Raw genomic sequence first — 26,495 nt, 5'->3', positions numbered from 1 at the left:
GAGGTTGACATGAATAATTTAAAAACAGATCATGTAACGCTTGGCTATGGAGAGAAGACAATTCTTAATGATTTAAATATAGAGGTACCAAAGGGAGAGATTACAGTCTTCGTTGGAGGAAACGGTTGCGGAAAATCTACCCTTCTCCGTTCAATGGCTCGTTTATTGAAACCTCACAGTGGAAACGTGGTTTTGGATGGGAAGGCCATTTCAAAAATGTCCACTAAATCAGTAGCGCAGCAACTTGCTATACTTCCCCAAAGTCCGGTGACCCCAGAAGGATTAACGGTCCTACAACTCGTTAAACAAGGTCGTTATCCATATCAGAACTGGTTCAAGCAATGGTCGCAAGATGATGAAGATGCAGTAGAGCAAGCTCTTCGAGACACGAATCTTGAAGAATTGAAAGAGAGAACGGTTGATTCGTTATCAGGTGGGCAGCGACAGCGAGCTTGGATTGCGATGACCCTTGCTCAGGATACGGATATCATTTTACTTGATGAGCCGACGACATACTTGGATATGACGTATCAAATTGAAATACTGGACCTATTGTTTGAGCTAAATGAAAGAGAAGGAAGAACCGTTGTCATGGTGCTTCATGATCTGAATCTAGCCTCCCGATATGCTCATAATATTGTGGCTTTAAAAGATCAGACTGTTTACGCTCAAGGCAAACCAGAAGAGATCGTGACATGTAAGTTTGTTCAAGATGTGTTCAGTATGACTTGTAACGTTACGAGTGACCCCATCTTTGGAACACCAATGTGCATTCCTTATGGGCGTGGTCGTTGTTTAATTAAGGAAAGTGTGATGTCTAATGAACCTAACGTTGGATGAAATTGATGTATTACATCATTATTTTCGATACTATCATCCAACTTATCATATAGGCGAGCAACGGTTGGAAGAGATTTCACTAGATGCTTTTAGGGATGTGAAGCAATTTAAGGAAATACTCGAACAGGTTGATTCATTTATAGAGTCTGATTCTTCGATCGCTACTGCTTCTATGATTACGAAAAGGCTAGGTTATTATTTTGTAACGGGTATGCTTGCCCCTATGACTCTTCATTCAAAATTGCCTGTAGTAGAAGTGGAGGATAAGAAGTTGATTCGCTTGGATGACCAAAAAAGTTGGTTTCCCAAATGGAGCAATGAGTCCCGTCGTACCCTGCTCATAGAAAATAGGGAAAGAGAAAAGTCTGTAGCACACTATTTCACCGTAATGATTGAAACAATGGTCTTGCCGATTTTCACTACAGTGCAAGAAGTAACAAAGCTACCCATGAAGACAATGTGGGAAAACTTCGCTACTTATGTATACTGGTTTTATGAACAGTTTGCTTATGAAATTGTTAACGAAGAGCAAGCGAATACTGTGTTGCAGGACTACCAGACTATACGTAGTATAGAAGGAACTGTATTCCAACAAAAACAAAACCCCATTACTGATCTTGCCTTACGTAAAGAAAGGGGAGAGGAGAAGCGGCGGTTCTGTTGTTTGACCTACCAATTAAATAATGAGCATTCCTATTGCAAAGTCTGTCCGCTTCTAAAAAACTAGAAGCGGCTTTTTTTTATGTATGAAACACGTGAGGTGGATGGAAAGATGAGGATTCCATCCACCTGGCTTTGGAATTTAGGGACACGTGAAGGGGGAGTAGGAGTTTATAAGTTTAAAGAAAGTTCAAAAAGTCGATGAATTATAAAGCTTTCTTCTGTGGTTTATTAGTAGAATAAGGCGAAGGAGGGGTGATGGAATTTGTAGAAGTCTTTTTCATTCTTTCGATAATATAACTTGCTACGAATTCCTGGAGCTCCTCTTCTTGGCATTGCTTAACAATCTGGAGCAAATCTTTGTGGTCCATCTGCTCAATAATAGAGTGGACAAATAGAGGTAAGTAATCGTCCGTTTCGAAATACTTCTTATAAAGTTCAGATAAGCTATCAGCAAATTTCATAATCAACTTCCTTTCCCTCAATCTCAAAAGTCTATCTTTGTTCATTACCTTATGCGGCTTTTTTTAAATGTTGTTCATAATTCGTTAAATAAGTGCAAAAAGTAAAGAATAGGAGGGTGAAGTTAATGGAAAATAAGAAGCGAACGTTTTATATTAACCTGGGTTCTCAAGAGATTTCGCAAATTCGTGATGGTAATAATGACGTATTTACCATTCAGGCGACAGAAGAGGAAATGTTCAGACTACGCCAAGTACTTAACGAAGTATTTAGTGCAGATGAGCGATCGTTTTGGAGATCACATATTCCTTTTCGCCATTATTCTGAGGACTCACAAAATGATGATTATGATTACTCCATGCGCGAAGCTTACAAAATGATTTATGAGTTGGGCGACGACGAAACGAAGCAGTTCATTAAGTCAATAGGAATGGATCACGACGAAGATTCTGATAAGATCTATGGAGAAGAGAACCCCTTAACTTAATGTGAAACAAGAGGTCGCTAAGTAGCGACCTCTTGTTCTGTGTTATGGAGTGGTTCCCTGCATATTGCTTATGTCTTCTGCGTTTTCTTTCACATCTTCTGGAATACGAACTTCCTTAATCTCATTGTACTCATCGTAATTTGATTTGATCTCTTGTTTAACGGAGACTGTGCTACCTTGCTGCTCCAATGAGATATCCATTTTCATATCTAATGATTTTGGATAGTATTGATCCTTATTTATTGTAAGATCAAAGGCCAAATGATCGATTGTGAATTGTTCTATTGTATTTTTGGGGACAGCCCCACCGTTTGATAAAGCCTTTTCGATGAACTGCTTCATATCTTCCTCATTGGCTTCTAAATGTATAACATAGCCATCCTCTGTTTCATCCATAGTTAGACTATCTGAATAATCCTGTAGCATTTCAAGTTGTTTTTCTGGGCTCTGTTGCATTGTACCTGCCTGACTAAACTGATTAATTAAGTCTTTTGGGCCTTTAAGCCAATTTCCGCTGTTTGGATCTTTAAAATAAAGGCCATCCTGAATATAGTACATTTCGATGTTTTGTCCCATGGCTTCTGTTACTAGGTGATAAGAAAGAGGGTCCATGGTGAAGTCGCCTTCTGAAGACAGCTCTATCTTTTGTTCTTCTTCTTGTTCGCCCATGCTAACTGACTGTTTAATATCAGTAGCTAACGAGAAGCTTTTTAGCTCCTCTGTAGCTTCTAATGATTTCTCATAAACTTCTGCAGCAGAAAGGTCTTTGTTCTCTTCAGTGGTCTCTCCTTCTGCTCCGCTTTCTTCAGACTGACCAGAACATCCTATCGTGATGACCAGTATAAAGCATAAAGCTGACCAGATTTGTACATGTTTTTTCATAATTACTCTCTCCTTAGAATCAAATTAGTTGAATTTGAGTTTATTTCGTGCTGCAAAAAGGAAATAGGTTATTAACACACCATAAGAAACAGGGGGCAACAGATATGAACCTAGGTAAGTCAATTGCAATCATTCCTATTATTTTGGTAGCGTTACTCGTAGTGATATCAAATCAACAGCCTAATTCGCTAAATGCGCAGGACCAATTATCTGGATCTGATCACACCGGTCATACAGAGATAACTTTCCACCAAAAACAGCAACAGAAACCCGAATTAACAACTTCTTCCAATAAAAATCAACAAAAAGAGGTTTTAACAGAAAAAATTATAACATCAGTCACTAGTGAATTTATGGATCAACTTGTACAAAAGTCCAATCAAGACTCTCGTGTAGTGGCATATGATAGCAAAGAAGAATTAATTGAGTCGTTTTCATCCATAGCAAATAAATCTGTTGCAAAGGAATATGTTGATTTTTATTATAAAGAATATAATAATGGACTGTATATCCTTCCAACTGATACACCACCTTGGTTTCAAGAAAACGAATCTTACACAACTGAAACATTAGAGGATGGACGTATAGCTGTTACTCAACATAATACAAGTGAGCTTTATGGAAAGTACACGGTTTCATTTGTCTTTACTCATACAAATGAAGGTTGGATTATTGATGGAATAAACCATTCATAGTGAATAGGAAATGAAGCAATAAAGGCAGTTGATCGTTATTGATTACGTTTTATGATTATTACCATAATGAAGTGAAGCTTTCTTTTACCGATCATCCTTTTTCTGAACACCCAAAACATGTATGGGTTATTAGTCGTTATAATGGAAAATGGCTACTTACCGAGCATAAAGATCGAGGAATCGAATTTCCTGGTGGGAAAGTAGAAGAAGGAGAGACTCCGGAACAAGCAGCGGTTCGTGAAGTCATGGAGGAGACTGGGGGAGAGGTTGAAGCCTTATCGTATATCGGTCAGTATCATGTGGATGGTAAAGGCGGTTGTATAATAAAGAATATTTATTTCGCAACCATTTCGAACCTCACTAAACAGGAGACCTATTTCGAAACGAAAGGTCCTGTATGCTTAGATACCTTACCGAAAGGGTTAGAGCGAAACACTCAGTTTAGCTTTATGATGAAGGATGAGGTACTACCTCACAGTTTAGATTACATTAAGAAAACTCAGCTCTTGGATTAGTCTCCGAGATGCTGAGTTTTTTTGTACTGTACTCATTTAATGCGTTTATCCCCTTATTAACTTTCGCTCCAACCGTTCCACCAGTTGATACATGATAGCAGCAAAAATCGCAATAATCATAAGGCTTGCAAGGACTAGTGTGAAGTCAAATACTTGGAAGCCATAAATAATCAAGTACCCTAACCCCTTTTGAGATACAAGGAACTCACCAACGATTACTCCAACCCATGAGAGCCCAACATTTACTTTGAAGGTCGATATAATCGTAGGGAAGGAAGCGGGGAGTATAGCTTCTTTGAAGATTTGGAATCTATTCGCACCAAAGCTTCTAAGGACTTTAACGTAATTTCTATCGACCCCTTGAAATGCTGAATAAACAACAATAGTTGTAATGATGACGGAAATGATAGCTCCCATTGCGATGATAGAGAAATAGCCGGGTCCTAGCGCAACGATAATAATCGGTCCTAGTGCTACCTTAGGCATTGCATTTAAAATAACAAGATAAGGATCAATGATTTTAGATAGTTTTGGAAACCACCATAAAGTAGCAGCTAATAAAATACCTAGAACGGTTCCAAGCAAGAAGCCTGCTACTGTTTCTAAAAGCGTGACTCGCATATGCATAAAGATTGAGCCATCAGTGATTTTAGCTAAAAGCAGATCGCCAATTTTAGTTGGTGAACTAAAGAGGAGTGGATCAACCCACCGTAGGCGACTGCTTATCTCCCAAAGGCTAAAGAAGCTAGTAAATATAATCAATTGCCATATCATTATTGAACGCTTTTCTTTTTGGAGTTTCTTTAAATGCTGCTGAAAACGAGTTTCATCAGTTGATGGATTCCGATTCAAGCTGATCTAGCTCCTTCCATATGGTTTGAAATAAGTCATTGAAATCAGCATGCTGCCTTGCTTCAAAAGGTGTTAACGTACGTAAATGATCAGGAACTTGGAATGTTTTTGCGATTCTACCTGGACGCGCTTTAAGGACGTAAACAGTATCACTCATAGCAATCGCTTCTCCGATATCGTGAGTAACAAGTAAAGAGGTTTTTCCGTATTGCTTTAGCATCTGAGAGACCAAATTCTCGAGTTTTAATTTGGTTTGATAGTCTAATGCGGAAAATGGTTCATCAAGGAGTAATAACTTAGGATCTGTCATTAAGGTCCTTGCTAAAGCAGCCCTTTGACGCATCCCGCCTGAAAGTTGACTAGGATAAGATTTAACGACGCTTGCAAGACCGATCTCTTCTAAAATTTGAATGGCTTTCTCTTTTTTCATTTCCGTGATGTTACCTTGAATGTGAGGGCCAAGCAACACATTTTCTTGGATCGTCTTCCACGGAAATAAGTAATCCTGCTGTAGCATGTATCCAATGTTGGTATTTGAACTAGGCTGTCGTTGAATGGTTACGGTTCCCTCGGTGGGAGTTAATAGTCCTGCTATGATGGATAGAAGTGTCGTCTTTCCACAGCCGCTAGGGCCGAGGAAGGAAACAAACTGTCCTTCCTCAATGGAAAGCGAGACGTCTTCAATAGCTTTCGTAAACCCTTGTTTAGAAAAGTATTGATGGGTGACATGGTTTAGGCTGAGGAAAGTCATTTTACATACTCCTCCTTATTTCATTACGTCTTCTGCGATTTTTGTATTTACAAGCGTGTTATGGTCCACGTCTGCAGGCAGTTCTCCTGCTTCTTCCATGATCGCCTTTAAGTTGTTCCATTCTTCCTCATCGAGTACTGGATTTTCTGCATAAGAGCCTTGGCTTTTATAGCGATCAACTACAGTTTCAATTAAATCAATTTCCGTGTCTTCGAAATAGGGTTGAATGACGTCAGCAATTTCCCCAGCTGAGTGATCCTGAACCCACTGTTGAGCTTTGTAAATAGCACGAGTAAACTTTTCCATTTCTTCAGGGTTCTCTTCTAAGAAACTGTTCTTTGTCATAAAGACTGTGTAAGGCACATGCCCTGACTCTTCGCCAAATGAAGCAACGATATGACCTTTTCCTTCTCGTTCAAAAATACTTGCTGTTGGTTCAAATAACTGTACATAATCACCTGTGCCGGAAGCAAATGCATTCGGGATGTTAGCGAAATCTACATTTTGAATTAAGGTTAGGTCTTCTTTTGGGTCAATACCTTGTTCTTTCAAAACGTATTCTCCAACCATTTGCGGCATCCCGCCTTTACGTTGACCGAGGAAGGTGCTTCCGTTTAGATCTTCCCACTTAAATTCTGGTTGCTCCTCTCGTGCGACAAGGAATGTTCCATCTGTTTGAGTTAGCTGGGCAACGTTAATAATAGGGTCTGAGGCCCCTCTGGCATAAACGTAAATAGACGTTTCAGAGCCTACAAGGGCAATGTCTGCTCCATCAGATAGAAGAGTGGTCATCGTCTTATCTCCGCCCCAAGTAGTGGTTAACTCCACCTCAAGGCCTTCATCTTCAAAGAAACCCTTTTCAAGTGCCACATACTGCGGGGCATAGAATATAGAACGAGTCACTTCTGCTACCTTAATTGTTGTAGGTGATTGAGAACATGCAGCTAAGGGGAATGTAAGTAAAGCCACTAACGAAACATATAAAAGAAAACGAATTTTTTTCATTTCGAGTAATCCTCCTGTAAGATTAAACTCAATAGATACGTTATCGTATGTGGCTGTCAAAATAGTGTGAATGCCTATAAAGGAGTTTTTTTATGCAAGATGGAACAATTATTTCTAAACAACGATACCCTTCTCCGCACCCTAAATTGAATGTATTTCTCGTCACGTACTGGAGTGAAGGGTTGAAGGTAAAAGGTTTTTTGGTAGAACCAAAAGAGAGTGGGAAATACCCAGGGTTTTTATATCTCCGGGGTGGTATTAAAGGCGTTGGTAAAGTTCGGATTGGTAGAATCGTTCAATTTGCGTCTCACGGTTTCGTTGTCTTTGCACCGTGTTATCGTGGCAATATGGGAGGGGAAGGTAGAGAAGATTTTGCCTTAAGTGATCGTAAAGACGGACATAATGGGGCAAGGATCCTTTTTAATCATCCTATGGTGAATGAAGAAGTGAATGTGTTCGGTTTCTCTCGTGGTGGAGTTATGGGTCTCTGGACGGCTCTTGAGGTTTCTGGTATTCATAAAGTCGTTTGTTGGGGTGGTGTTACGGATGTGGCTCTAACTTACCAAGAACGTGTTGATCTGAGAAAGATGCTCAAGCGTGTAGTTGGGGGAAGTCCTAATAAATATCCAGAAAGATTTGAGGCCAGAACACCACTAAAGTCTATAAATAAATTAGAAACTCCTGTCTGCATTATTCATGGAGCTAAGGATCAAAACGTATCTGTTGACCATGCCAGGCTCTTAGAGAAAGAATTACAAGAGCACGACCTCCCCCATACAAGCTGGATTTATTATGATTTAGATCATTACTTTCCGCCCCAAGTAAATCGGCATACTGTTAAGCAATTAACAGATTGGTTAAAGAAATAGAAACGGCTACCCCAATATGGGATAGCCGTTTTTTATATAAGTTTGGAGATGTGGGAGCAATAGTTATTTTCTAAATGTAGGGCCTGAATTGCGAATTTCTTCACTAACCCCGTCGAATTTCTTAAAGTTCTCATGAAATTTAGTAGCAAGTTCATGAGCTTTCTCTTCATACTGTGCTTCATCTTTCCATGTGCGTTTTGGAATCAACACATCGTCAGGAACACCAGGACAATGGGCTGGTATTTCTAATCCAAAAATAGGGTCTATTACTGTTTCTGTGGAGTTAAGCTCACCTTCAAGTGCAGCATGAATCATAGAGCGAGTATGACTAAGTTTCATACGATGGCCCTCTCCATACGCTCCACCGGTCCATCCTGTATTCACTAGGAAGACGTTCGAGTTAAATTGATCTATTTTCTCTCCAAGCATTTCTGCATACGTTGAAGCATGTCTTGGAAGGAAGGGAGAACCAAAGCACGTAGAGAACGTTGCTTCTGGACTAGTAACGCCACGTTCCGTTCCTGCTAGTTTGCTTGTGTAACCACTAAGAAAATGGTACATCGCCTGTTCTTTAGTGAGTTTACTAATCGGTGGCAAAACACCAAAAGCATCAGCTGTTAAGAAAATAATTGTATTAGGGTGACCTGCAATACTAGGTTCTACAATATTATGGATATTCTGGATTGGATAGGCTGCGCGTGTGTTTTCCGTTAGACTTGTATCTTCATAATCGGGTTCCCTTGTGCCAGGATGCAAGATCACATTCTCAAGTACAGACCCAAACCGAATTGCTTTATAGATTTGAGGCTCGTTTTCCTCGGAAAGGTTAATGCATTTTGCATAACATCCACCTTCAATGTTGAAGACGCCGCGGTTAGACCAACCATGTTCGTCATCCCCAATTAATCGACGCTCTGGATCAGCAGATAGGGTAGTCTTCCCTGTACCAGAGAGTCCGAAGAATAAAGCTACGTCGCCTTCTTTCCCTACGTTAGCTGAACAATGCATTGGTAAAACATCACTCTCGGGTAGAAGATAGTTCATAACAGAAAAGATTGATTTCTTAATTTCCCCAGCATATTCAGTTCCCCCGATCAGGATCACACGATGCTTAAATGACACCATAATAAAGGCTTCGGAACGTGTGCCATCTTGAGCGGGATCTGCTTTAAAGGAAGGAGCGGATACTACTGTGAATTCGCTTACATGTTCGGCCAATTCGTCCTCTGAAGGGCGTATGAAAAGTTGGTGGGCGAACAAGTTATGCCAAGCAAATTCGTTGATGACTTGAATAGGTAAACGGTATCGTTCATCTGCTCCTGCAAAACCATTAAAAACAAATACTTCTTCTTTTTCTTTCAGGTAATCTACGACTTTATGATATAGGTTTTCAAAGATTTCTTCTGAAATGGGTTGGTTCACCGAGCCCCAATCAACTGTGTCCTTTGAAACCTCATCTTTTACAATGAACTTATCTTGAGGGGATCGGCCGGTGTAACGTCCTGTTTCGGCTCTGATCGCTCCTGTAGCCGTGAGTGTACCCTCGTTACGTTGAAGAACCTTTTCAACGAGTTCTCCCACACACAAATTGGTTAATACATTAGGTTGTGCAATTAATTCTTTAATTATGGACGCTTGATTCACCGTATTCATGCTCAAGAACCTGCCTTTATTTAATATTTTTTGACTTTGATAGTGAACATAACAAAATCATTCTTCATGACGTATCCAAGTTGAGATCCAACCCTTTATGTTTCTTTTTGTTTATAGTCTATACAGTCTTTTGAATAGGTCCAGACTCAATGTGTCATTAGTATAACACATTCATTTTATTAGTCCATACTATTTTATAATGAAATTACGGCAAAATTGTGACTGTAAAAGTAAAAGAAAAGGTGAAATATTATCATGATTAGTATTACTGAGATGGGGAGATAGAAAAATGCACAAGTGCTTTACTTCTATCATATATTACTTCGATGTCAACTCACCTTTTTCCTTGGTCTACTGTTTCTTTCTAAAATCAATTATGATTAGTAACCCCGTTCATCAAGGAATCTGAGCGTTAACATTCACATGGTTATACTTAAGTGGAAAAGTGGTTCGTGTAGCATCTCATAAAGCAATGATAACGCTATATTCAGTTGACATAAAAGGGTTAAAACGTTATGATAAGTCGCGAACGGAAACTATCTTATCCAGAGAAGGTGGAGGGACAGGCCCTGTGAAACCCAGCAACCGTCATCCTTAGATGAAAAGGTGCTAACCTGATGCAAGGAAGGCCTCCTTGAACGATAAGAGCGAATGGACCCTTTCCCTTTGCTCGTTATGGGAAGGGATTTTTTATACTTTCGAAAGGTTTCTAAAAGCTTTCTAAGGTATTTTGAAAGTCATCGGCATTTGCTAGGTGTAGCGAATTTCGACGTTTTCTCATGTATTTTTTTCATTCGTTTACAATATACGAAACTGTTCCAGGTCGATAGAATAGATCGGTGTAAATTCATGTATTAAAAGAATTTACATAACTCTGGTTTACTTTTTTCTGAATAGATAGCTGGGTGATGAGTTCCGTCTCAAAGATAAGAGTATTTTAAAGGAGGAGTTTGAGGGAATGGCTGCAAACCGCCGCTTGTTTACATCAGAATCAGTTACAGGAGGGCACCCTGACAAAATCTGTGACCAAATTTCTGATGCCATACTAGATGAAATCTTAAAAAATGATCCTAACGCTCGTGTAGCATGTGAAACGACAGTTACAACAGGGTTGGTTCTCGTATCAGGAGAAATTTCAACAAATACGTACGTGGATATTCAGTCAATCGTCCGTAATACCATTAAGGAAATTGGATATACACGTGCCAAATATGGTTTTGACGCAGAAACATGTGCAGTACTTACAGCAATTGATGAACAGTCACCAGACATTGCAGCAGGGGTGAACGAAGCGCTTGAAGCACGAGAAGGTCAAATGACTGATAAAGAAATTGAGAATATTGGTGCAGGAGACCAGGGTCTCATGTTTGGTTATGCGAATAACGAAACGCCTGAACTTATGCCCCTTCCGATCTCTTTAGCTCACAAATTGGCGAAACGTTTATCTGACGTGCGCAACGATGAAACAGTTCCTTACCTACGCCCTGATGGCAAAACCCAGGTTACTGTAGAGTATGATGAACAAGACCGTCCTGTTCGTATTGACACAATTGTCATCTCCACGCAGCATCACCCAGAAATAACACTAGAGCAAATTCAAAAGGATCTAAAAGAGCAAGTTATTGCTCCAATTGTCCCTACAGAACTACTTGATGACCAAACCAAATACTTTATTAATCCAACAGGTCGTTTTGTAATCGGTGGACCTCAAGGGGATGCTGGTTTAACAGGCCGTAAAATTATTGTAGATACGTACGGCGGATATGCACGTCACGGCGGGGGAGCCTTCAGTGGTAAAGACGCTACTAAAGTTGACCGTTCCGCTGCTTATGCAGCTCGTTATGTAGCTAAAAACATTGTCGCTGCTGGATTAGCAGATTCTTGTGAAGTTCAATTAGCCTATGCCATTGGAGTTGCGCAACCTGTGTCGATTTCAATCAATACATTTGGTACAGGGAAAGTTTCAGAAGAGGCATTAGTCGAAGCAGTACGTGAGAAATTTGATCTCCGTCCAGCTGGCATTATTAAAATGCTTGATCTTCGTCGCCCAATCTACCGTGACACTGCAGCTTACGGTCACTTTGGCCGCACAGACGTTGAGTTCCCATGGGAGAAAACGGATAAAGCAGAAGAATTAAAGCAACTAGCAAACTTATAAGTATAGGTAGGAGCATGGATTTGCATAGCAACTCCGTGCTCTTTTTTGTTTCATTGGCATTTTTTTTAATGAATTGTAATCCTTGTCCTCCCTTATGTAAAAACATGATAAACTATTATAGTCTGTCAAAATCATGTTTCTTTGACTTAGACGTTACCGACTTTAAATTCGCGGGTATAACGAATATCTGTGAAGTATAGAAACAATTTAAAGAGAACCTGCTCGGCACCTTAAGGGTACCGTGGGGCTCTGCCAATTACAGCCATTTTGTGATAAACTGAAATAGCAAAGTGAGAATGAAAGTGAGGATCTTCGTATGTGCGGTTTTATTGGTGTTATTCGAGATGTTCCATCTCCAGTAGATGAAGAACAAAAGCAGTCTTTTAAGCGAAGAAACGATATTATCACTCATCGTGGCCCTGATGATGAAGGGTATTATCATGATGATTACATATCTTTCGGCTTTCGCCGTTTAAGTATAATTGATATAGAAAGTGGCCATCAGCCTCTTAGCTATGATGATGAAAAGATTTGGATGGTGTTTAACGGAGAAATTTACAATTATGTAGAACTACGTGAAGACCTTCAGAAACAAGGGTATACATTTGAGACAGAATCAGATACAGAGGTTATTGCGGCCTTGTTCAAGGATAAGCAAGAAGGAGCGTTCTCTTATCTACGCGGTATGTTCGCGATCTTAATTTGGGATAAAGAAGAGCAAACATTTTACGGAGCTCGTGATCCATTCGGCATTAAGCCATTATTCTATAGTGAACAACATAATGGGACATATTTCGCTTCAGAGAAGAAGAGTATTACGTTGCTTCAGGAAAATGAACTAGTCAATACAGAAGCGTTGCAACATTATTTAAGCTATCAATATGTTCCGGAACCTCTAACCCTAACAGATGGGATTTCTAAGGTAGAACCTGGACATTATTTCGTTAAGAAGCCAGGGCAATCCATTAAGTTTACTCGTTATTGGCATGCTACCTTTACACAAGTGGCTGGTAGTGAAAGTGAATGGATTAAACGTATTCAAGATGTCATGTATGATTCTGTGAACAAACACATGCGTAGTGATGTACCAGTTGGATCTTTCCTTTCTGGAGGAATTGATTCGTCCATTATCGTTGCTATGGCACGTGAGTTTAATCCCAACTTAAAAACTTTCTCAGTTGGTTTTGAACGTGATGGATTCTCTGAAGTAGACGTAGCGAAAGAAACAGCAGAGAAACTTGGGGTTGAGAATCACTCCTATATCATTACTCCTGAAGAGTACGTCCAAAAGCTTCCGAAAATTATGTGGCATATGGATGATCCTTTAGCAGATCCAGCATGTGTACCTCTTTATTTTGTAGCGCGTGAAGCACGTAAACACGTTACGGTTGTGCTATCGGGAGAAGGTTCTGATGAATTATTTGGTGGTTACAATATTTATCGTGAGCCCCAATCGTTAAAAATGTTTGATTCTATGCCTGGTGTAGCTAAGAGTTTGCTTCAACGAGTAGCTAAGGTTATGCCAGAAGGTGTAAAAGGTAAGAGTTTCTTAGAGAGAGGTACTACACCTTTACGTGACCGTTACATCGGTAATGCAAAGATGTTTGAAGAAGCTGAAAAGCAACAATTACTTAAGGATTATCATAGTAAATCTTCTTACCAATCATTAACGCGTTCACTTTATCAAAATGCAGAAGCTTATCATCCTGTAAACCAGATGCAATATGTTGATATTCATACTTGGATGCGTGGAGATATCTTACTGAAGGCAGATAAGATGACAATGGCTCACTCTCTTGAACTTCGTGTTCCATTCTTGGATAAAGAAGTCTTTAATGTTGCCCGTGAAATTCCGGTTGATATGAAGATCGCAGATGGTACGACGAAATCCATTTTACGTAAAGCTTCGAGAGGGATTGTTCCTGATCATGTACTCGACCGAAAGAAACTTGGCTTCCCAGTTCCAATTCGTCATTGGTTAAAAGACGAATTAAACACTTGGGCGAAGACACTTATCCAAGAAAGTGAAACGGATCATCTGATTGAGAAGAAAGCTGTGTCTCAGTTGCTTGAAGATCACGTTCAAGGAAAAGGCGACTACTCTAGAAAGATTTGGACCGTTCTTATGTTTATGTTATGGCACCAAATTTTCGTTGAGCGGAAATATTCTTTTGAAGAATTAATTAGTGAAGACCAAACAAAAAGCAAGCTAACCATTAGTTAATGGCAATTGCTTGCTTCCCCATTTGCACCCAGGCTTCTTTAAAGTCGTTTCTGGGTGCTTTTTTTTGTTGGCCCGTAAGAGGATCGTTAAAATACATATATTCTGAATCATACCCCGTAACTAGAACCGAGTGCTCTTTCATCGTAATCTTTTGTGAACCGTTTGGAGTTATCCAAGATTCGAATAATTCACTAGGCAAATGTTTGTACAAGGTGTTTGTTATAATCCAAACAGGTTGTCCGTTATCGAGATGCTCAAGAATTTCGTAAAAGCTTCCGCCTGAGAAGTCATGAACACGATCTGTAGCAAACTGGCGAGCGAGTGAAGCAATGGGTTCATGATATACTCCGAATCCAGGTTCATTTAGGTTATACATATTTCCTACAAACCCTTCGTTAGGGTCACCATAGTGAATTTGGCCGTCTATATTTTGATACACTTGTTCAGACTTCTTCACTTTTTTAGCTAGCGTCATTTTATCAACATCGAAACCATAATGGTTTAAGAGCATGCTCAAAGAGGTGACTTCGCATCCTCTTGGCAGTTCTGGATATTGTTTAACGGTAGGGACTTCTATGTGGACTTCTTGTTTTAGATGGTACTCATCGATTAATGGTGCATTGCCGGGCTGTTCCACAGTTTCTTTCTGGTTCGCGGAAACATGTTTCACGTTTGATGGTTCGTTCCATAAATTTTGAAGCGTTGTTTTCTGTGTTTGAGCCGTGATTATTCCTGTAAATAAAGAGCATGCAATAAAAAGAACGCTATACCATTTAAGTAATTGCTTATAAGAGTTTCGTAGATTTGGTCTAAGGCTGAACGTCCAAAGTAGCACAGCCATAACCACAGAGGTTGAGAAAAGTACAATATACATAAATGCATATCCCTCCTAGTAAATGAGACCCTTCAGCGGGAGAAGTTTAGAGATCGGGACGACTGGGCGTTACCGTTTTATAATATTGCCCCTTTTCAACATATTCCCTTCTTATTCGTTCCATATCTCTAACGTCTTCATCGGTTAATTCTCGTATAACTTTAGCAGGACGTCCAAATGCAAGTGTTTTTGGGGGGATTTTTTTATTTGGTGGGACCAAACTACCTGCCCCAATAAAAGCTCCTTCACCGATTTCAGCTCCATCCAATATAATAGAACCCATTCCAATAAGAGCATTTCGTCGTATGATGCTTGAGTGCAACATAACTTGATGTCCTATAGTTACATCATCTTCAATAAGTAGGGGGGATCCCGGACTTTGATGCAGCATGCTCTGATCTTGGATGTTGGATCGTTTTCCAATATGTACTCGGTCTACATCTCCACGAATGACAGTTTTAAACCATATACTTGCTTCCTCTTCTATGACCACATCTCCTGTAATAATAACATCATCTGCGATATAAGCTGTGTCATGAATAGTAGGCATATGTCCTTTGTAAGGGTAGATCATTTGAATCCTCCATTCGATTGTGTTGATATTATAAGTATAACAAAAGGGAGAAGACTATAGGAGAGAGGAAGATGGTATGAAGCATATTACAGTAAAAGGTGCTAGAGGGCTCGTTGTGATTATTCACGGGGCTTTTGAACATTCTGGTCGATATAATGCCTTGGCGAATCGGTGGGTCAATGAAGGATATGAAGTTATATATGGTGATCTTCCTGCTCACGGTGAATACGATGGCGTTAAAGGCCATATTGATCGTTTTGAAGAGTACTTAGACGAGATCAGCACTTGGGTGGAAGAAGCTCAGAAATCGAACCTACCCATATTTTTGCTAGCCCATAGTATGGGCGGGCTTGCTACTATTCGTTTACTAGAGGAGAAGGAGTTACCTATTAAAGCCGTAGTACTCTCCTCACCGGGATTAGGGATTCAAAACCCTCCTCCTAAGCCTCTTCAGGTGGTTGCGAAGGGCTTAAACATAGTTGCGCCTAAATTACAGCTAAAAGGGAATTTAAATCCAGAGCACGTAACAAGGAACACTAGTGTGTTGCAGAGGGATCATGGCGACCGTTTAATGTTAAAGAAAGTTTCTGTACGCTGGTATAAAGAGTTTGAGAAAGGAATTGAACTAGCCTTTAAACATATCGACAAGTACCAAGATGTACCGACGCTTGTGATGCAAGCTGGAGATGATAAAATAGTAAATAAAGATGCTACATTAAAATGGTTTAATTCACTTCATATTCATGAAAAGTTTTATAAAGAATGGGAAGGATTATACCATGAGATCTTTAATGATCCCGAACAAGACGATGTATTTCAGTATGCTAAATCATTTCTGGAGATGCATCTATAGAATAGTGTAAAAAAAAGGAGGTTGCTTCTTTTGGGCTCTATACCAAGACGGGCCATTCCCTTAATGGCTACAATATATCGGAAGATTTTCCCCCAGGTTCACAAGGAATTAAGTTACTGGAAGGGACGAGCAAATCAAATTCCCAACCAAGAGCTTCGTAGACAAGCTCTCGATTCAATAGAAGACAAAACGTTCCATTGTGAAGGAGGGTCGATTTATGCGATTTTGGCAGGGGATAATCGTGATAAAGCCATCCAATTTGTCGTTGCGTATCAAACGATTTCGGACTACTTAGATAACTTGTGTGATCGAAGTACATCTTTAGATCCTAAGGATTTTCGAACATTGCACACCTCTATGAAGGATGCATTAACACCAGGGAATCCTATCGGTGATTATTACGCAGAACGTGAAGAGAAAGATGATGGAGGATACTTACAAGACCTTGTGAAAACGTGTCAGAATCTACTTGGACAACTTTCTAATTATTCACAGATAAAGGGTTACCTATATGAATTAGCGGATTTGTATTGTGATTTGCAAGTTCATAAGCATGTAAAAATGGATGAACGTGTACCTCGTTTGAAGAGTTGGTTTAATGACTACCAGAAGCGCTGGGGAGATCTTAGCTGGTATGAGTTTTCTGCTTGTTCTGGCTCAACACTTGGGATCTTTTGCCTCGTATCTTACGCTCACGGAGAACATTTGACTGAGGAAGTCGCGTCGCAAGTCTATAATGGATATTTCCCATATATGCAGGGGCTTCATATATTATTGGATTACTATATTGATCAGCAGGAAGACCTCGAAGAAGGAGACCTAAATTTCTGTACATATTATGATCATGAAGACCATATGAAAGAACGCTTCCTGTACTTTATTGATCAAACAAAGCTCCATGTTAATCCGCTACCTCATGCATCTTTTCACCATATGGTACAAAAAGGACTTGTCGGTCTTTACTTAGCCGACTCTAAAGTTCAAAAGCTCCAAGGAGCCCGTCCGTTAGTGAAAGAATTATTAAGTGTAAGTGGCACCAAAGCCAAATTCTTCTACATGAACTCAAAACTTTATCACAAACTAAAAACCGCCCTCGCATAGAGGACGGGTTTTCGTTTGCTTTCTTATAGTAAAGCGTGCCAGATACCCTTTATCAAGCTAAAGGGTGTCTGGCACGCTTTTGTGCGTTAATGTGTTACTTCTTTTCGATTGCCAGAATAAATGGAGGGGTATTTACTTGGTTCAAAAACCCGTATCGAAGCACGTTGTATTGTTTTTGGTCTAGCTTTGAAAGGGATTTGAGTAAGGCTTCTTTTTCTTCTTGCCCACCTTCATGACCGTGGTATACAACGAGTATTAATAGGCCTTTTTTCTTGAGTCTTTCTAGAATTCCATGAACGGCTTCAAGTGTTGAAGCTGATTCAGTGACAATCGTTTTATCGCTGCCTGGGAGGTATCCAAGGTTAAATATTGCCCCGCCTAGAATGGCTTCTTCATCTATATACTTTTCAAAGTGTGCATGGTTATCCATGATAAGATTGACATTATGAATGTTATTCTCGACAAGTCTGTCATGCGTCGATTCAATCGCTTGTTCCTGAATGTCAAAGGATAGCACATTTCCTTTATCTCCAACGAGTTTACTTAAAAAGACAGTGTCATGCCCGTTTCCGGCTGTACCATCAAGGGCTGTTTCGCCTGGGTGGATCGATTGTTCTAACAAATGGTGTGCATAATCTAAGATACGATACAACATAGGTAAGGTCTCCTTCTTGAGATGTGTTTCGAAGCTTTTCCTATGAAGCATTGTAGCATGTCTGTACAAATAGCAAAAGTGAATTGAAATGCATAGGAATAGGTCTGATGCACATTATAGGAGTGAGGTGATAATCATGGCGACACGTGACTCCATAGAAAACATGGTAGAAGTAGCAAAAAGAAAGATGGAAGCTGCCAGAGAACAATTAGAACAGGCGAACCAAGTCGGTTATCAGCCAAATGATGAGTACAGCCAGGCTCAACTTGGTTTAGAAGAAGCAGAAACTGAAATTCAAAAGCTTATGCATAGCGCCAACCATCAACAGAAAGATGAGCTTCACCGTTTGCATCTGCAAGTGACACAAGTTTTAAACGATATGATTTTAGATCACGAGGATCTAGGGGAATATAAGCAGCAATGAAGATTCAAAATCCTGCACAATTGTGCAGGATTTTTATTTTTTAAAAATTTCCAACTAGAGATTGACTCACCTTAATGGTCTAGTGTACTATTTAACTAGTACACAAGGACGCTAAAGGAGGAAGTTTATCATGACGGCATTTCAAGGACTTTGGAAAAAGGAATGGAAGTTATCCTGGGTGTTTCATACAATAGTTATTTCACTAGGAATGTTGGTGACTGCGATCATTTATTGGTGGCTCAGAGGTAAAGGTCAGGAGCCGTTTATTACGATCCCGCTCATCATCATTCTTGCGCTTCATATTTTTTATATGGCTGGTTACTTGCTGTTTTCTTTAAATAAAGAGGGCGCTAAGTTACATATTTGGCTCCATTCTCCTCAATCCATACACAAACTGCTTGGAGCTAAATTCTTAAACGGGGCATTGTTTATGGTAGGTTCTATGATTATTTTTACCACCCTTTTGATCCTGCTCTTTTTCTCTGCTGAAGAATTAAGCTCTATTTTCGCTGATTTATTAAAGGGAGCTTTGTTAGCAAATGGGCTTATCTTTTATCAGGCTATACTAGTTGGTGTATTTGTTTTATTGCTTTGGAGTGTCTATCGTTTAATTAATCAATACACAGGAAAGTGGGGTTTGCTGCTTATCTTGGCGCTCGCTATCGGTCTTATGATAGTGGAGTCTTGGATATTAGACTCCGGATTCATGGTAACTTTATATTCCAGTATGGAAATAAATGTTGATTTAAGAGAGCTCTTCCCTTCTATATATAATTTTGTGAATGATAACTATAACGTAACTGAAATGGATGAGATCCCTTTTAGTTACGGTGAATTTGTTGTGAATATACTGTTCAGTACTTTATATTACTTTATTGCTGCTTATATTCTTGATCGAAAAGTTGAGGTGTAACCTATGCCCATTGAGTTTCAACAAGACAGACCAATTTATCAACAACTCATGGATCGCTTATCAAATGAAATCGTAAGGGGAGATCGTATGCCTGGAGACAAATTACCATCTGTTCGAGAATATGCAGTTGATACTGGTGTTAATCCGAATACTGTATCCCGCGTTTACCGAGAATTGGAGCAATTAACGATTGTGGAATCAAGGCGTGGGCAAGGGACGTTCGTGACAGAAGATCGTATGCGCTTAAATCAATTACGTGAAGAGCTTAAAGAACGGCAGATTGACCGGTTCATTACAGAGATGAAACAGCTCGGCTTTTCAAAAGAGGAAATGATTCTAGGTCTTCAAGCGAAAACAAAAGAGGAGGGAAACTAAATGATCTCATTTGAAAACGTAACTAAACAATATATTAAGCATAAAGCTCTAAATGACGTGACCTTTAACCTTGAAAATGGGAAGGTCATTGGATTAGTTGGTGAAAACGGTAGTGGAAAGTCCACAACTTTGAAACTAATAGCAGGCCTCCTTCGTACAACGAAAGGAAAGGTTTTAGTAGATGGACAGAGTAATGTGGATCGAAAAATCAGCTACAGTGTTGCCTATATGTCAGAATTAGATCACGTTTATCCTTTCTTTACGGTAGGAGAGGCGATTGACTTTTTTGCCTCCCAATATAACGACTTCAATCAAGAGAAAGCAGAAGAAATATTGTCATTTATGAAACTACAAAAAGAACAAAAAGTAAAAACATTGTCCAAAGGAAACAAAGGGCGATTAAAAATGACGATTACGTTAGCTCGAAATGTACCCTATATTTTATTGGATGAACCGTTCTCTGGATTAGATCCAATGGTTCGAAGTGCGATTGTAAAAGGTCTTATTCGCTTTGTCGACCTGGAAACTCAGTCTTTAATCATTACTACTCATGAAATTAAAGAAATCGAGCCCGTATTAGATGAAGTGCTTGTCATTAGAGATGGTAAGGTTCTTGGTCATCAATTAGTAGATGATATAAGGTGTGATGGGAAGGACGTTGTAGGATGGATGGAACAATTATATGAGGAGGTACAAATACATGACTAAATCAGTCGTGCAACTTAAAGGGTTAAGGAAAGACATTAAGAACAAAACGATTATTCATGACCTCGATCTGGACTTGTATGAGGGAGAGGTGTTTGGTTTCCTTGGACCAAATGGAGCGGGTAAAACAACAACCATTCGAATGATGGTTGGCCTTATGAAACCTACTGCCGGAAATGTAATTATTGGGGGAACTTCTTTACTTGAGAATTATGAGAAAACAATCAGTCAAGTGGGGGCAATCGTAGAGAACCCGGAATTGTATGATTACATGTCTGGATACAAGAATCTGATTCATTTCTCTAGAATGCACAAAGGAATTACAAAAGAACGCATTCAAGAAGTGGTGGAGCAAGTTGGGTTAACTTCTCGGATTGGTGAGAAAGTGAAAACCTATTCTCTTGGTATGAGGCAGCGTTTAGGTTTAGCGCAGGCACTCTTGCATAAGCCAAAGTTTCTAATTTTGGATGAGCCAACGAATGGATTAGACCCTGCAGGAATTCGAGAGTTTCGTACATATTTACGTAAAATTGCTCAAGAAGAAGGCGTGAGTATTCTCGTTTCTAGTCACCTTTTATCTGAAATCGAATTAATGTGTGATCGAGTTGGAATCATTCAAAAAGGAAAATTGATTGATATACGTACGGTTAAAGAGGAATCACAGGAAACGAAGTGGACATTTACCGTAAATCAGCCTATTCAAGCGAAAGATGTTTTAGAGCAATCGTTTGAAGGAGTAGACATTGAAACAGGTGAGAAATCTATCTCAATATCAATTTCCCAAGAAGAAGTGCCCGAGTATAATAAAGTGTTAGTGGAACAAGGGATTCTTGTTTATGGAATTGAAAATACGAAATCAACATTAGAAGACGAATTCTTAAAAGTAACTGGTGGTGAGCAAGTTGGGTAGTTTTGTTAATTTAGTTCGTAATGAATGGATGAAGTTAATGCAAAGAAAGAGTACATGGATTATGTCTATTATTCTTATAATTGCTGTATTTGGTATATTTGGAGTTTTGAAATGGGATTACAGCCACCGGGAAGAATCAGTAGGAGCCAATACTTCTGAACAACGACTACAGCAACAAATTAACACATACGAAGCTCAGAAATCAGAAGCGGAACCATCATCTCTTGAGTATAAGAATGCTGTTGAGCAAATTGAACTTGCCCAATATCGTCTTGATGAAGGGCTAGCGCCTGCTGAAGTGGGGAGTTTCTGGCATGTTATGAATACATCCTCTAACTTCTTTTCTTTAATCGTTTTATTTGTCATTATTGTGGCCTCAGGTATTCTAGCTCATGAATTTCAAAAAGGTACAATTAAATTACTGGCTATTCGACCGGCTACGCGTACGAAACTGCTTTACAGTAAATATGTTACCGTCCTTCTGTTCTCTGTTGCGATTGCTTTGCTTTTACTTGTTTCCTCTTTAGTTGCATCACTCATATACTTTCCGTATGATTCTTATACCCATTTAACTTGGAATGGTGAGGCGGTTTCAGAGTGGCCTGCGATATTCTGGATCTTACAAAGCTATCTTTATGCGATGGTAAACGTTGTAGTAATGGGGACGATCGCTTTTGTGATAGGGGCACTATTTCGTTCAAGCGGTTTGGCAATTGGGATTACCATGTTCTTATCTTTCGCTACGTTACCTGCAATGATGATGTTGAGAAAATATGAATGGGCCAAGTACATCTTGTTTGCACATAACGAGTTTTCAATGCACCTAAGTCAACCATTTGTCGACGTAACACCCTTATATTCGCTAATTGTCATTTTTGTGTATTTGGTCATTTTTCATGTACTTATGTACACTTCCTTTAAGAAACGTGACATAGCGGTTTGATCAGGTACCCGTCTTCTTGACATTGTTAGAAGAATTGCTTACAATTTACTATCATAACTAACGGTCTGAATAACTGTGATAAGGACTAGTAATAAAAGTGTCAAGCAAGAAGAGAGATAGCGGCTGGTGGAAGCTATCCTTGACCTTTATGAACTCACCTTTGATGTTGCGCACCTGAACGTAAGAGTAGGGTTCGCCGTTCTCCGCGTTAAGGATTCGAGTGAGCGTCAATTGGCGTTAATTTGGGTGGTACCACGGGTATTCGAAACCTCTCGTCCCAGAGTTTGGGGCGAGAGGTTTATTTTTTTATAATCAAATCACGTTATTCAGCACAAGTTCTAGGAGGTCAAAGCAATGGCATACGATCACAAATCGATCGAAAAGAAATGGCAAGATTACTGGGTTGGTGACAAAGTATTTAAAGCTGACAGCAGTAGTAATAAAGAAAAGTTTTATGCACTAGATATGTTTCCATACCCATCAGGAGCTGGTCTTCACGTTGGACACCCTGAAGGGATGACAGCGACAGACATTGTTTCTCGCATGAAACGCATGCAAGGGTACGAAGTTCTTCATCCAATGGGATGGGATGCATTTGGACTTCCTGCTGAACAATATGCACTTGATACAGGTAATGACCCGGCTGTCTTCACACAGCAAAATATCGATAACTTCCGTCGTCAAATTCAAGCGCTTGGATTCTCTTATGACTGGGATCGTGAAGTAAATACGACAGATCCAAACTATTATAAGTGGACACAGTGGATCTTCACGAAGCTGTATGAAGAAGGCTTAGCCTATGTAGATGAAGTTGCTGTTAACTGGTGCCCTGCACTTGGTACAGTTCTTGCGAATGAAGAAGTCGTAGACGGTGTAAGTGAGCGTGGTGGACACCCTGTTGTTCGTAAACCGATGAAACAGTGGATGCTTAAAATTACGGCTTACGCGGATCGTTTATTAGAAGACCTTGAAGACCTAGACTGGCCTGAGAGTATTAAAGATATGCAGCGAAACTGGATTGGTAAATCTGAAGGGGCAGATGTTCACTTTGAAGTAGATGGACACGATGAAACGTTCACCGTATTTACGACCCGTCCAGATACTTTGTTCGGTGCAACGTATGCCGTCCTAGCACCCGAACACCCATTTGTTGAACGGATTGTATCTGCTGAACAAAAAGAAGCGGTTCAAGCTTATATAAATGAAGTGACTAAGAAAAGTGACTTAGAGCGTACGGACCTTGCGAAAGAGAAATCAGGCGTTTTCTCAGGAGCTTATGCGATCAACCCTGTAAATGGAGAACGTATTCAGATATGGGTAGCGGACTATGTTCTAATGTCTTACGGTTCTGGTGCAATTATGGCTGTTCCTGCTCACGATGAACGTGATTATGAATTTGCCAAAACGTTTGATCTTCCAATCCGTGCCGTTGTTGAAGGCGGAAATGTGGAAGAAGAAGCCTATACAGGGGATGGAAAACATATTAATTCTGATTTCCTCAATGGTCTTGATAAAGAAGAAGGAATACAAAAAGCGATTGAATGGCTTGAAGCAGAAGGTAAAGGTGAGAAGAAAACGTCGTACCGTCTTCGTGACTGGCTATTCAGCCGCCAGCGTTATTGGGGAGAACCAATACCAGTTATTCATTGGGAAGATGGCTCTGTAACGGCTGAGAAAGTTGAAAATCTTCCTCTTGAACTTCCGAAGACAGAAAATATTAAGCCATCAGGCACTGGCGAATCCCCGCTTGCGAACATTGAAGATTGGGTGAATGTCGTAGATCCAGAGACAGGCATGAAAGGTCGTCGTGAAACGAATACAATGCCTCAATGGGCAGGAAGCTGTTGGTACTTCCTACGTTACATTGATCCAGACAATAGCGAGCAATTAGCAGATCCTGAAAAACTAAAAGAATGGTTACCGGTTGATATGTATATCGGTGGAGCAGAACATGCGGTTCTTCACCTTCTATATGCTCGCTTCTGGCACAAATTCCTTTACGACATTGGTGTTGTACCGACAAAAGAACCGTTTCAGCGTTTATTTAACCAAGGTATGATCCTTGGAGAAAACAACGAGAAAATGAGTAAGTCCAAAGGGAATGTTGTGAACCCAGATGATATCGTCGAGACACACGGAGCAGATACATTACGTCTTTACGAAATGTTTATGGGTCCACTAGAAGCATCGGTAGCTTGGTCTACAAATGGTTTAGATGGAGCTCGACGCTTCTTAGATCGTGTGCATCGCCTTTTCGCTACTGATAACGGTAGTCTTTCTGACAAAGTTAAATATGATAGTCAGAATACAGATCTTGAGCGTAGTTACCATGAAACAGTTAAAAAAGTAACTGAAAACTTTGAGGCACTTCGCTTTAATACAGCTATTTCACAGATGATGGTCTTCATTAATGATGCATACAAAGCTAGTGAAATCCCTGGACAATATGCAGAAGGGTTTGTGAAGCTGCTTTCTCCTGTGGCGCCGCACCTAGCTGAAGAATTATGGAGTATACTAGGCCATGAAGATACAATTAGTTATGAAGTCTGGCCGATTCACGATGAAGCGAAGTTAATTGATGATGAAGTTGAAATTGTCCTTCAAGTTATGGGTAAAGTTCGTTCTAAAGTAAGTGCTCCAAAAGATGCTTCTAAAGAGGAACTTGAAAAACTTGCGATGGAAGATGAAACGATTCAGGAATGGATCCAGGGTAAAACCGTCCGCAAAGTAATTGCTGTTCCTGGCAAACTTGTAAATATCGTTGCAAACTAATTGCGAAAGAGGCTGCTTATATAAGCAGCCTCTATTTTTTTTATAGAAAATAACTGTGAAAAGGCTTTAAAACATAGTATTCTGATCGGGATAAATACCCATAAACGTATCTCTTGACTTCAATAAAAAATGATATAAAATAAGGCAGTGCATAAGTTAAAAAGGGGGAGCTAGCCGTGTACGAAGTGCAAGAAATTACAGCAATAGAATTAGAGAAAATGCTAAATCAAAATGATCGACCACATATTATAGATGTACGCGAATATGAGGAAGTTACACAAGGTATCATTCCTTCTGCTAAGCATATTCCTCTTCAACAAATTCCTGATTCATTAGATTACTTTCGTAAAGATGAAGAATATATTATTGTATGCCGCGCCGGAGTTCGAAGTATGAATGCATGTTTGTTCCTAGCTCAGCATGGTTTTACGGCTACGAATTTAGCCGGAGGAATGCTAGATTGGAACGGAGAAGTTAAATGATAAATTGCAAGGGGGTTACAGCATGGAAATTATAGGTCTTATTGCATTATTTATTCTATTGGCTTTATTTATTATGAAACAGTTTATTGCACCCCTCCTTTATATGAAGAAAATCGATCAGCAATCTGTTTCTGATGACTATTGTTTGATTGATGTAAGGGACTATGTGTCGGCCCATCGTTGTCCGTATCCGAAAGCGGAAAATATTCCACTCTCCTACCTTCCCAGAGCATTGAAGGAGCAATTTGAATGTACTAAAGAGATCGTGCTCATTAGTGACGATCTTAGGGGAGTTAGAATGGCTGCTAAAATGATCCGAAAGAAGAAACATCAATCTGTTTATTATATTCAACCTATGTAAGCAAAAGGGTCGCTATCTGTAAAAAGATAGCGACCCTTTAAATATAATGTAGAATAATAGAAAAAAAACTAGTGTATTAGAATCGTGATGATGGATATTAAGAGATAGGGTACCCTTATCGTGTGGTGTAGTAACTCCATGTTATTGAATGAAATAACGATAATGTAGTATTAAATAAAATAAAATTAAAAAAATGCTATTATATTATTGACCTTTTCAGGTTAATGCTGTAATATTGTTTTTGCTGTCGCGATAACGCACAGCGAAGTCAGCATCGAGTTAAAGAAATATTAAGGAAATGTTAATTTTTTATTGACTCCATGTTAAGACATGTGATAACATATAATTACTTTCCTCGACAAGAGGACAAGCCACATTTGATCTTTGAAAACTGAACGAAACAACATGTAACGTCAATGTCTTTAAATTATTTTTTTAAAGCCAGTAATCATTTATTTGATGCTAGGCAAACTCTAACTTTATGGAGAGTTTGATCTTGG

At 39.6% G+C, this 26,495-nt stretch carries 28 protein-coding genes, 1 riboswitch and 1 other annotated feature; of the genes, 19 read left to right on the top strand and 9 right to left on the bottom strand.

The window, feature by feature from the left end; all coding sequences use genetic code 11:
• The first annotated feature begins 9 nt into the window (after positions 1-9).
• A complete protein-coding gene (locus tag IEW76_RS05800) occupies positions 10-840 on the top strand; it encodes an ABC transporter ATP-binding protein (protein ID WP_188651793.1) in 831 nt (276 codons plus the stop codon).
• Positions 821-1,567: a hypothetical protein gene (locus tag IEW76_RS05795; RefSeq protein WP_188651791.1), complete on the top strand. Its 747-nt coding sequence runs from the start codon at positions 821-823 to the stop codon at positions 1,565-1,567. Before IEW76_RS05800 ends, IEW76_RS05795 begins: the two co-directional genes overlap by 20 nt.
• A gap of 139 nt (positions 1,568-1,706) precedes the next feature.
• On the opposite strand, the gene IEW76_RS05790 is transcribed toward IEW76_RS05795, so the two are convergent.
• Positions 1,707-1,964: a DUF6154 family protein gene (locus IEW76_RS05790; protein WP_188651789.1), complete on the bottom strand. Its 258-nt coding sequence runs from the start codon at positions 1,962-1,964 to the stop codon at positions 1,707-1,709.
• Between the two features lie 125 nt (positions 1,965-2,089).
• On the opposite strand from IEW76_RS05790, the gene IEW76_RS05785 reads away from it, so the two are divergent.
• Positions 2,090-2,449, top strand: a complete 360-nt coding sequence (locus IEW76_RS05785) for a hydrolase (RefSeq protein ID WP_188651787.1) — start codon at positions 2,090-2,092, stop codon at positions 2,447-2,449.
• Positions 2,450-2,491: 42 nt separating this feature from the next.
• On the opposite strand, the gene IEW76_RS05780 is transcribed toward IEW76_RS05785, so the two are convergent.
• The gene (locus tag IEW76_RS05780; RefSeq protein WP_188651785.1) at positions 2,492-3,331 is read right to left on the bottom strand and encodes a DUF6612 family protein; all 840 of its coding nucleotides are present in this window, start codon (positions 3,329-3,331) and stop codon (positions 2,492-2,494) included.
• Between the two features lie 104 nt (positions 3,332-3,435).
• Between IEW76_RS05780 and IEW76_RS05775 the strand changes: the two genes are divergently transcribed.
• Together IEW76_RS05775 and ytkD are read left to right on the top strand one after the other, a co-directional pair.
• The gene (locus tag IEW76_RS05775; protein WP_188651783.1) at positions 3,436-4,026 is read left to right on the top strand and encodes a hypothetical protein; all 591 of its coding nucleotides are present in this window, start codon (positions 3,436-3,438) and stop codon (positions 4,024-4,026) included.
• A 38-nt stretch (positions 4,027-4,064) separates the two neighbouring features.
• Entirely contained in the window at positions 4,065-4,541 is a 477-nt protein-coding gene (gene ytkD, locus IEW76_RS05770; RefSeq protein WP_188651781.1) for an RNA deprotection pyrophosphohydrolase, read from the top strand.
• Between the two features lie 45 nt (positions 4,542-4,586).
• Here ytkD and IEW76_RS05765 read toward each other — a convergent pair whose 3' ends face one another.
• From IEW76_RS05765 to IEW76_RS05755, 3 genes are read right to left on the bottom strand one after another with little or no spacing between them, the layout of a single operon-like run.
• The gene (locus IEW76_RS05765; protein ID WP_188652275.1) at positions 4,587-5,315 is read right to left on the bottom strand and encodes an ABC transporter permease; all 729 of its coding nucleotides are present in this window, start codon (positions 5,313-5,315) and stop codon (positions 4,587-4,589) included.
• Positions 5,316-5,370: 55 nt separating this feature from the next.
• Entirely contained in the window at positions 5,371-6,144 is a 774-nt protein-coding gene (locus IEW76_RS05760) for an ABC transporter ATP-binding protein (RefSeq protein WP_188651779.1), read from the bottom strand.
• Positions 6,145-6,159: 15 nt separating this feature from the next.
• Positions 6,160-7,149, bottom strand: a complete 990-nt coding sequence (locus tag IEW76_RS05755; protein WP_188651761.1) for an ABC transporter substrate-binding protein — start codon at positions 7,147-7,149, stop codon at positions 6,160-6,162.
• A 92-nt stretch (positions 7,150-7,241) separates the two neighbouring features.
• Here IEW76_RS05755 and IEW76_RS05750 point away from each other — a divergent pair, with 92 nt between their 5' ends.
• A complete protein-coding gene (locus IEW76_RS05750) occupies positions 7,242-8,018 on the top strand; it encodes an alpha/beta hydrolase family protein (RefSeq protein ID WP_188651759.1) in 777 nt (258 codons plus the stop codon).
• A gap of 63 nt (positions 8,019-8,081) precedes the next feature.
• Here IEW76_RS05750 and pckA read toward each other — a convergent pair whose 3' ends face one another.
• A complete protein-coding gene (pckA, locus tag IEW76_RS05745; protein ID WP_188651757.1) occupies positions 8,082-9,671 on the bottom strand; it encodes a phosphoenolpyruvate carboxykinase (ATP) in 1,590 nt (529 codons plus the stop codon).
• Between the two features lie 538 nt (positions 9,672-10,209).
• A riboswitch (SAM riboswitch) is annotated at positions 10,210-10,319 on the top strand.
• A gap of 310 nt (positions 10,320-10,629) precedes the next feature.
• Here pckA and metK point away from each other — a divergent pair.
• Together metK and asnB are read left to right on the top strand one after the other, a co-directional pair.
• The gene (gene metK, locus IEW76_RS05740) at positions 10,630-11,829 is read left to right on the top strand and encodes a methionine adenosyltransferase (RefSeq protein ID WP_188651755.1); all 1,200 of its coding nucleotides are present in this window, start codon (positions 10,630-10,632) and stop codon (positions 11,827-11,829) included.
• 316 nt (positions 11,830-12,145) lie between these two features.
• Positions 12,146-14,053, top strand: coding sequence for an asparagine synthase (glutamine-hydrolyzing) (gene asnB, locus IEW76_RS05735; protein WP_188651754.1), 1,908 nt, complete (start codon positions 12,146-12,148; stop codon positions 14,051-14,053).
• On the opposite strand, the gene IEW76_RS05730 is transcribed toward asnB, so the two are convergent.
• Both IEW76_RS05730 and IEW76_RS05725 read right to left on the bottom strand, forming a co-directional pair.
• Positions 14,046-14,927 (bottom strand): C39 family peptidase, encoded by an 882-nt coding sequence (locus IEW76_RS05730; RefSeq protein ID WP_188651752.1) that lies wholly within the window; start codon positions 14,925-14,927, stop codon positions 14,046-14,048. The two genes, asnB and IEW76_RS05730, sit on opposite strands and share 8 nt — an antisense overlap.
• A 46-nt stretch (positions 14,928-14,973) precedes the next feature.
• Positions 14,974-15,501, bottom strand: a complete 528-nt coding sequence (locus tag IEW76_RS05725; protein WP_188651750.1) for a gamma carbonic anhydrase — start codon at positions 15,499-15,501, stop codon at positions 14,974-14,976.
• A gap of 76 nt (positions 15,502-15,577) precedes the next feature.
• Between IEW76_RS05725 and IEW76_RS05720 the strand changes: the two genes are divergently transcribed.
• Complete coding sequence (locus IEW76_RS05720; protein ID WP_188651745.1) at positions 15,578-16,354, top strand: alpha/beta hydrolase; 777 nt, start codon at positions 15,578-15,580, stop codon at positions 16,352-16,354.
• 30 nt (positions 16,355-16,384) lie between these two features.
• Positions 16,385-17,455 (top strand): tetraprenyl-beta-curcumene synthase, encoded by a 1,071-nt coding sequence (gene tbcS, locus IEW76_RS05715; RefSeq protein ID WP_373285951.1) that lies wholly within the window; start codon positions 16,385-16,387, stop codon positions 17,453-17,455.
• Between the two features lie 94 nt (positions 17,456-17,549).
• Here the strand turns inward: tbcS and mnmM are convergent, their stop codons facing one another.
• Positions 17,550-18,110 (bottom strand): tRNA 5-(aminomethyl)-2-thiouridylate-methyltransferase MnmM, encoded by a 561-nt coding sequence (gene mnmM / locus IEW76_RS05710; protein ID WP_188651744.1) that lies wholly within the window; start codon positions 18,108-18,110, stop codon positions 17,550-17,552.
• Between the two features lie 136 nt (positions 18,111-18,246).
• Here mnmM and IEW76_RS05705 point away from each other — a divergent pair, with 136 nt between their 5' ends.
• From IEW76_RS05705 to IEW76_RS05665, 9 genes are all read left to right on the top strand, one after another.
• Positions 18,247-18,534: a DUF2524 family protein gene (locus tag IEW76_RS05705; RefSeq protein ID WP_188651743.1), complete on the top strand. Its 288-nt coding sequence runs from the start codon at positions 18,247-18,249 to the stop codon at positions 18,532-18,534.
• Positions 18,535-18,664: 130 nt separating this feature from the next.
• Positions 18,665-19,447 carry a hypothetical protein gene (locus IEW76_RS05700; RefSeq protein WP_188651742.1) on the top strand — a complete coding sequence of 261 codons (783 nt, stop codon included), beginning with the start codon at positions 18,665-18,667 and terminating at the stop codon, positions 19,445-19,447.
• A gap of 3 nt (positions 19,448-19,450) precedes the next feature.
• Positions 19,451-19,822, top strand: coding sequence for a GntR family transcriptional regulator (locus tag IEW76_RS05695; RefSeq protein WP_188651741.1), 372 nt, complete (start codon positions 19,451-19,453; stop codon positions 19,820-19,822).
• Positions 19,823-20,530, top strand: a complete 708-nt coding sequence (locus tag IEW76_RS05690) for an ABC transporter ATP-binding protein (protein ID WP_188651735.1) — start codon at positions 19,823-19,825, stop codon at positions 20,528-20,530. It abuts the gene before it with no gap.
• Positions 20,523-21,437 carry an ABC transporter ATP-binding protein gene (locus IEW76_RS05685; RefSeq protein WP_188651733.1) on the top strand — a complete coding sequence of 305 codons (915 nt, stop codon included), beginning with the start codon at positions 20,523-20,525 and terminating at the stop codon, positions 21,435-21,437. The genes IEW76_RS05690 and IEW76_RS05685 overlap by 8 nt, the downstream gene beginning before the upstream one ends.
• Positions 21,430-22,380 (top strand): ABC transporter permease, encoded by a 951-nt coding sequence (locus IEW76_RS05680; protein WP_188651732.1) that lies wholly within the window; start codon positions 21,430-21,432, stop codon positions 22,378-22,380. The genes IEW76_RS05685 and IEW76_RS05680 overlap by 8 nt, the downstream gene beginning before the upstream one ends.
• 66 nt (positions 22,381-22,446) lie before the next feature.
• Positions 22,447-22,663: a binding site (T-box leader), on the top strand.
• Positions 22,664-22,734: 71 nt separating this feature from the next.
• Positions 22,735-25,152, top strand: coding sequence for a leucine--tRNA ligase (leuS, locus tag IEW76_RS05675; protein ID WP_188651730.1), 2,418 nt, complete (start codon positions 22,735-22,737; stop codon positions 25,150-25,152).
• Positions 25,153-25,328: 176 nt separating this feature from the next.
• Positions 25,329-25,634, top strand: coding sequence for a rhodanese-like domain-containing protein (locus tag IEW76_RS05670; protein ID WP_188651729.1), 306 nt, complete (start codon positions 25,329-25,331; stop codon positions 25,632-25,634).
• Between the two features lie 22 nt (positions 25,635-25,656).
• Positions 25,657-25,995 (top strand): rhodanese-like domain-containing protein, encoded by a 339-nt coding sequence (locus tag IEW76_RS05665; RefSeq protein WP_188651727.1) that lies wholly within the window; start codon positions 25,657-25,659, stop codon positions 25,993-25,995.
• Positions 25,996-26,495 lie beyond the last annotated feature (500 nt).

Source organism: Pontibacillus salipaludis (genome assembly GCF_014642405.1).
GTDB classification, from domain to species: Bacteria; Bacillota; Bacilli; order Bacillales; family BH030062; genus Pontibacillus; species Pontibacillus salipaludis.
The sequence above is the reverse complement of the archived record's forward strand: the minus strand, read 5'-3'. Positions and strand labels throughout refer to the sequence as shown.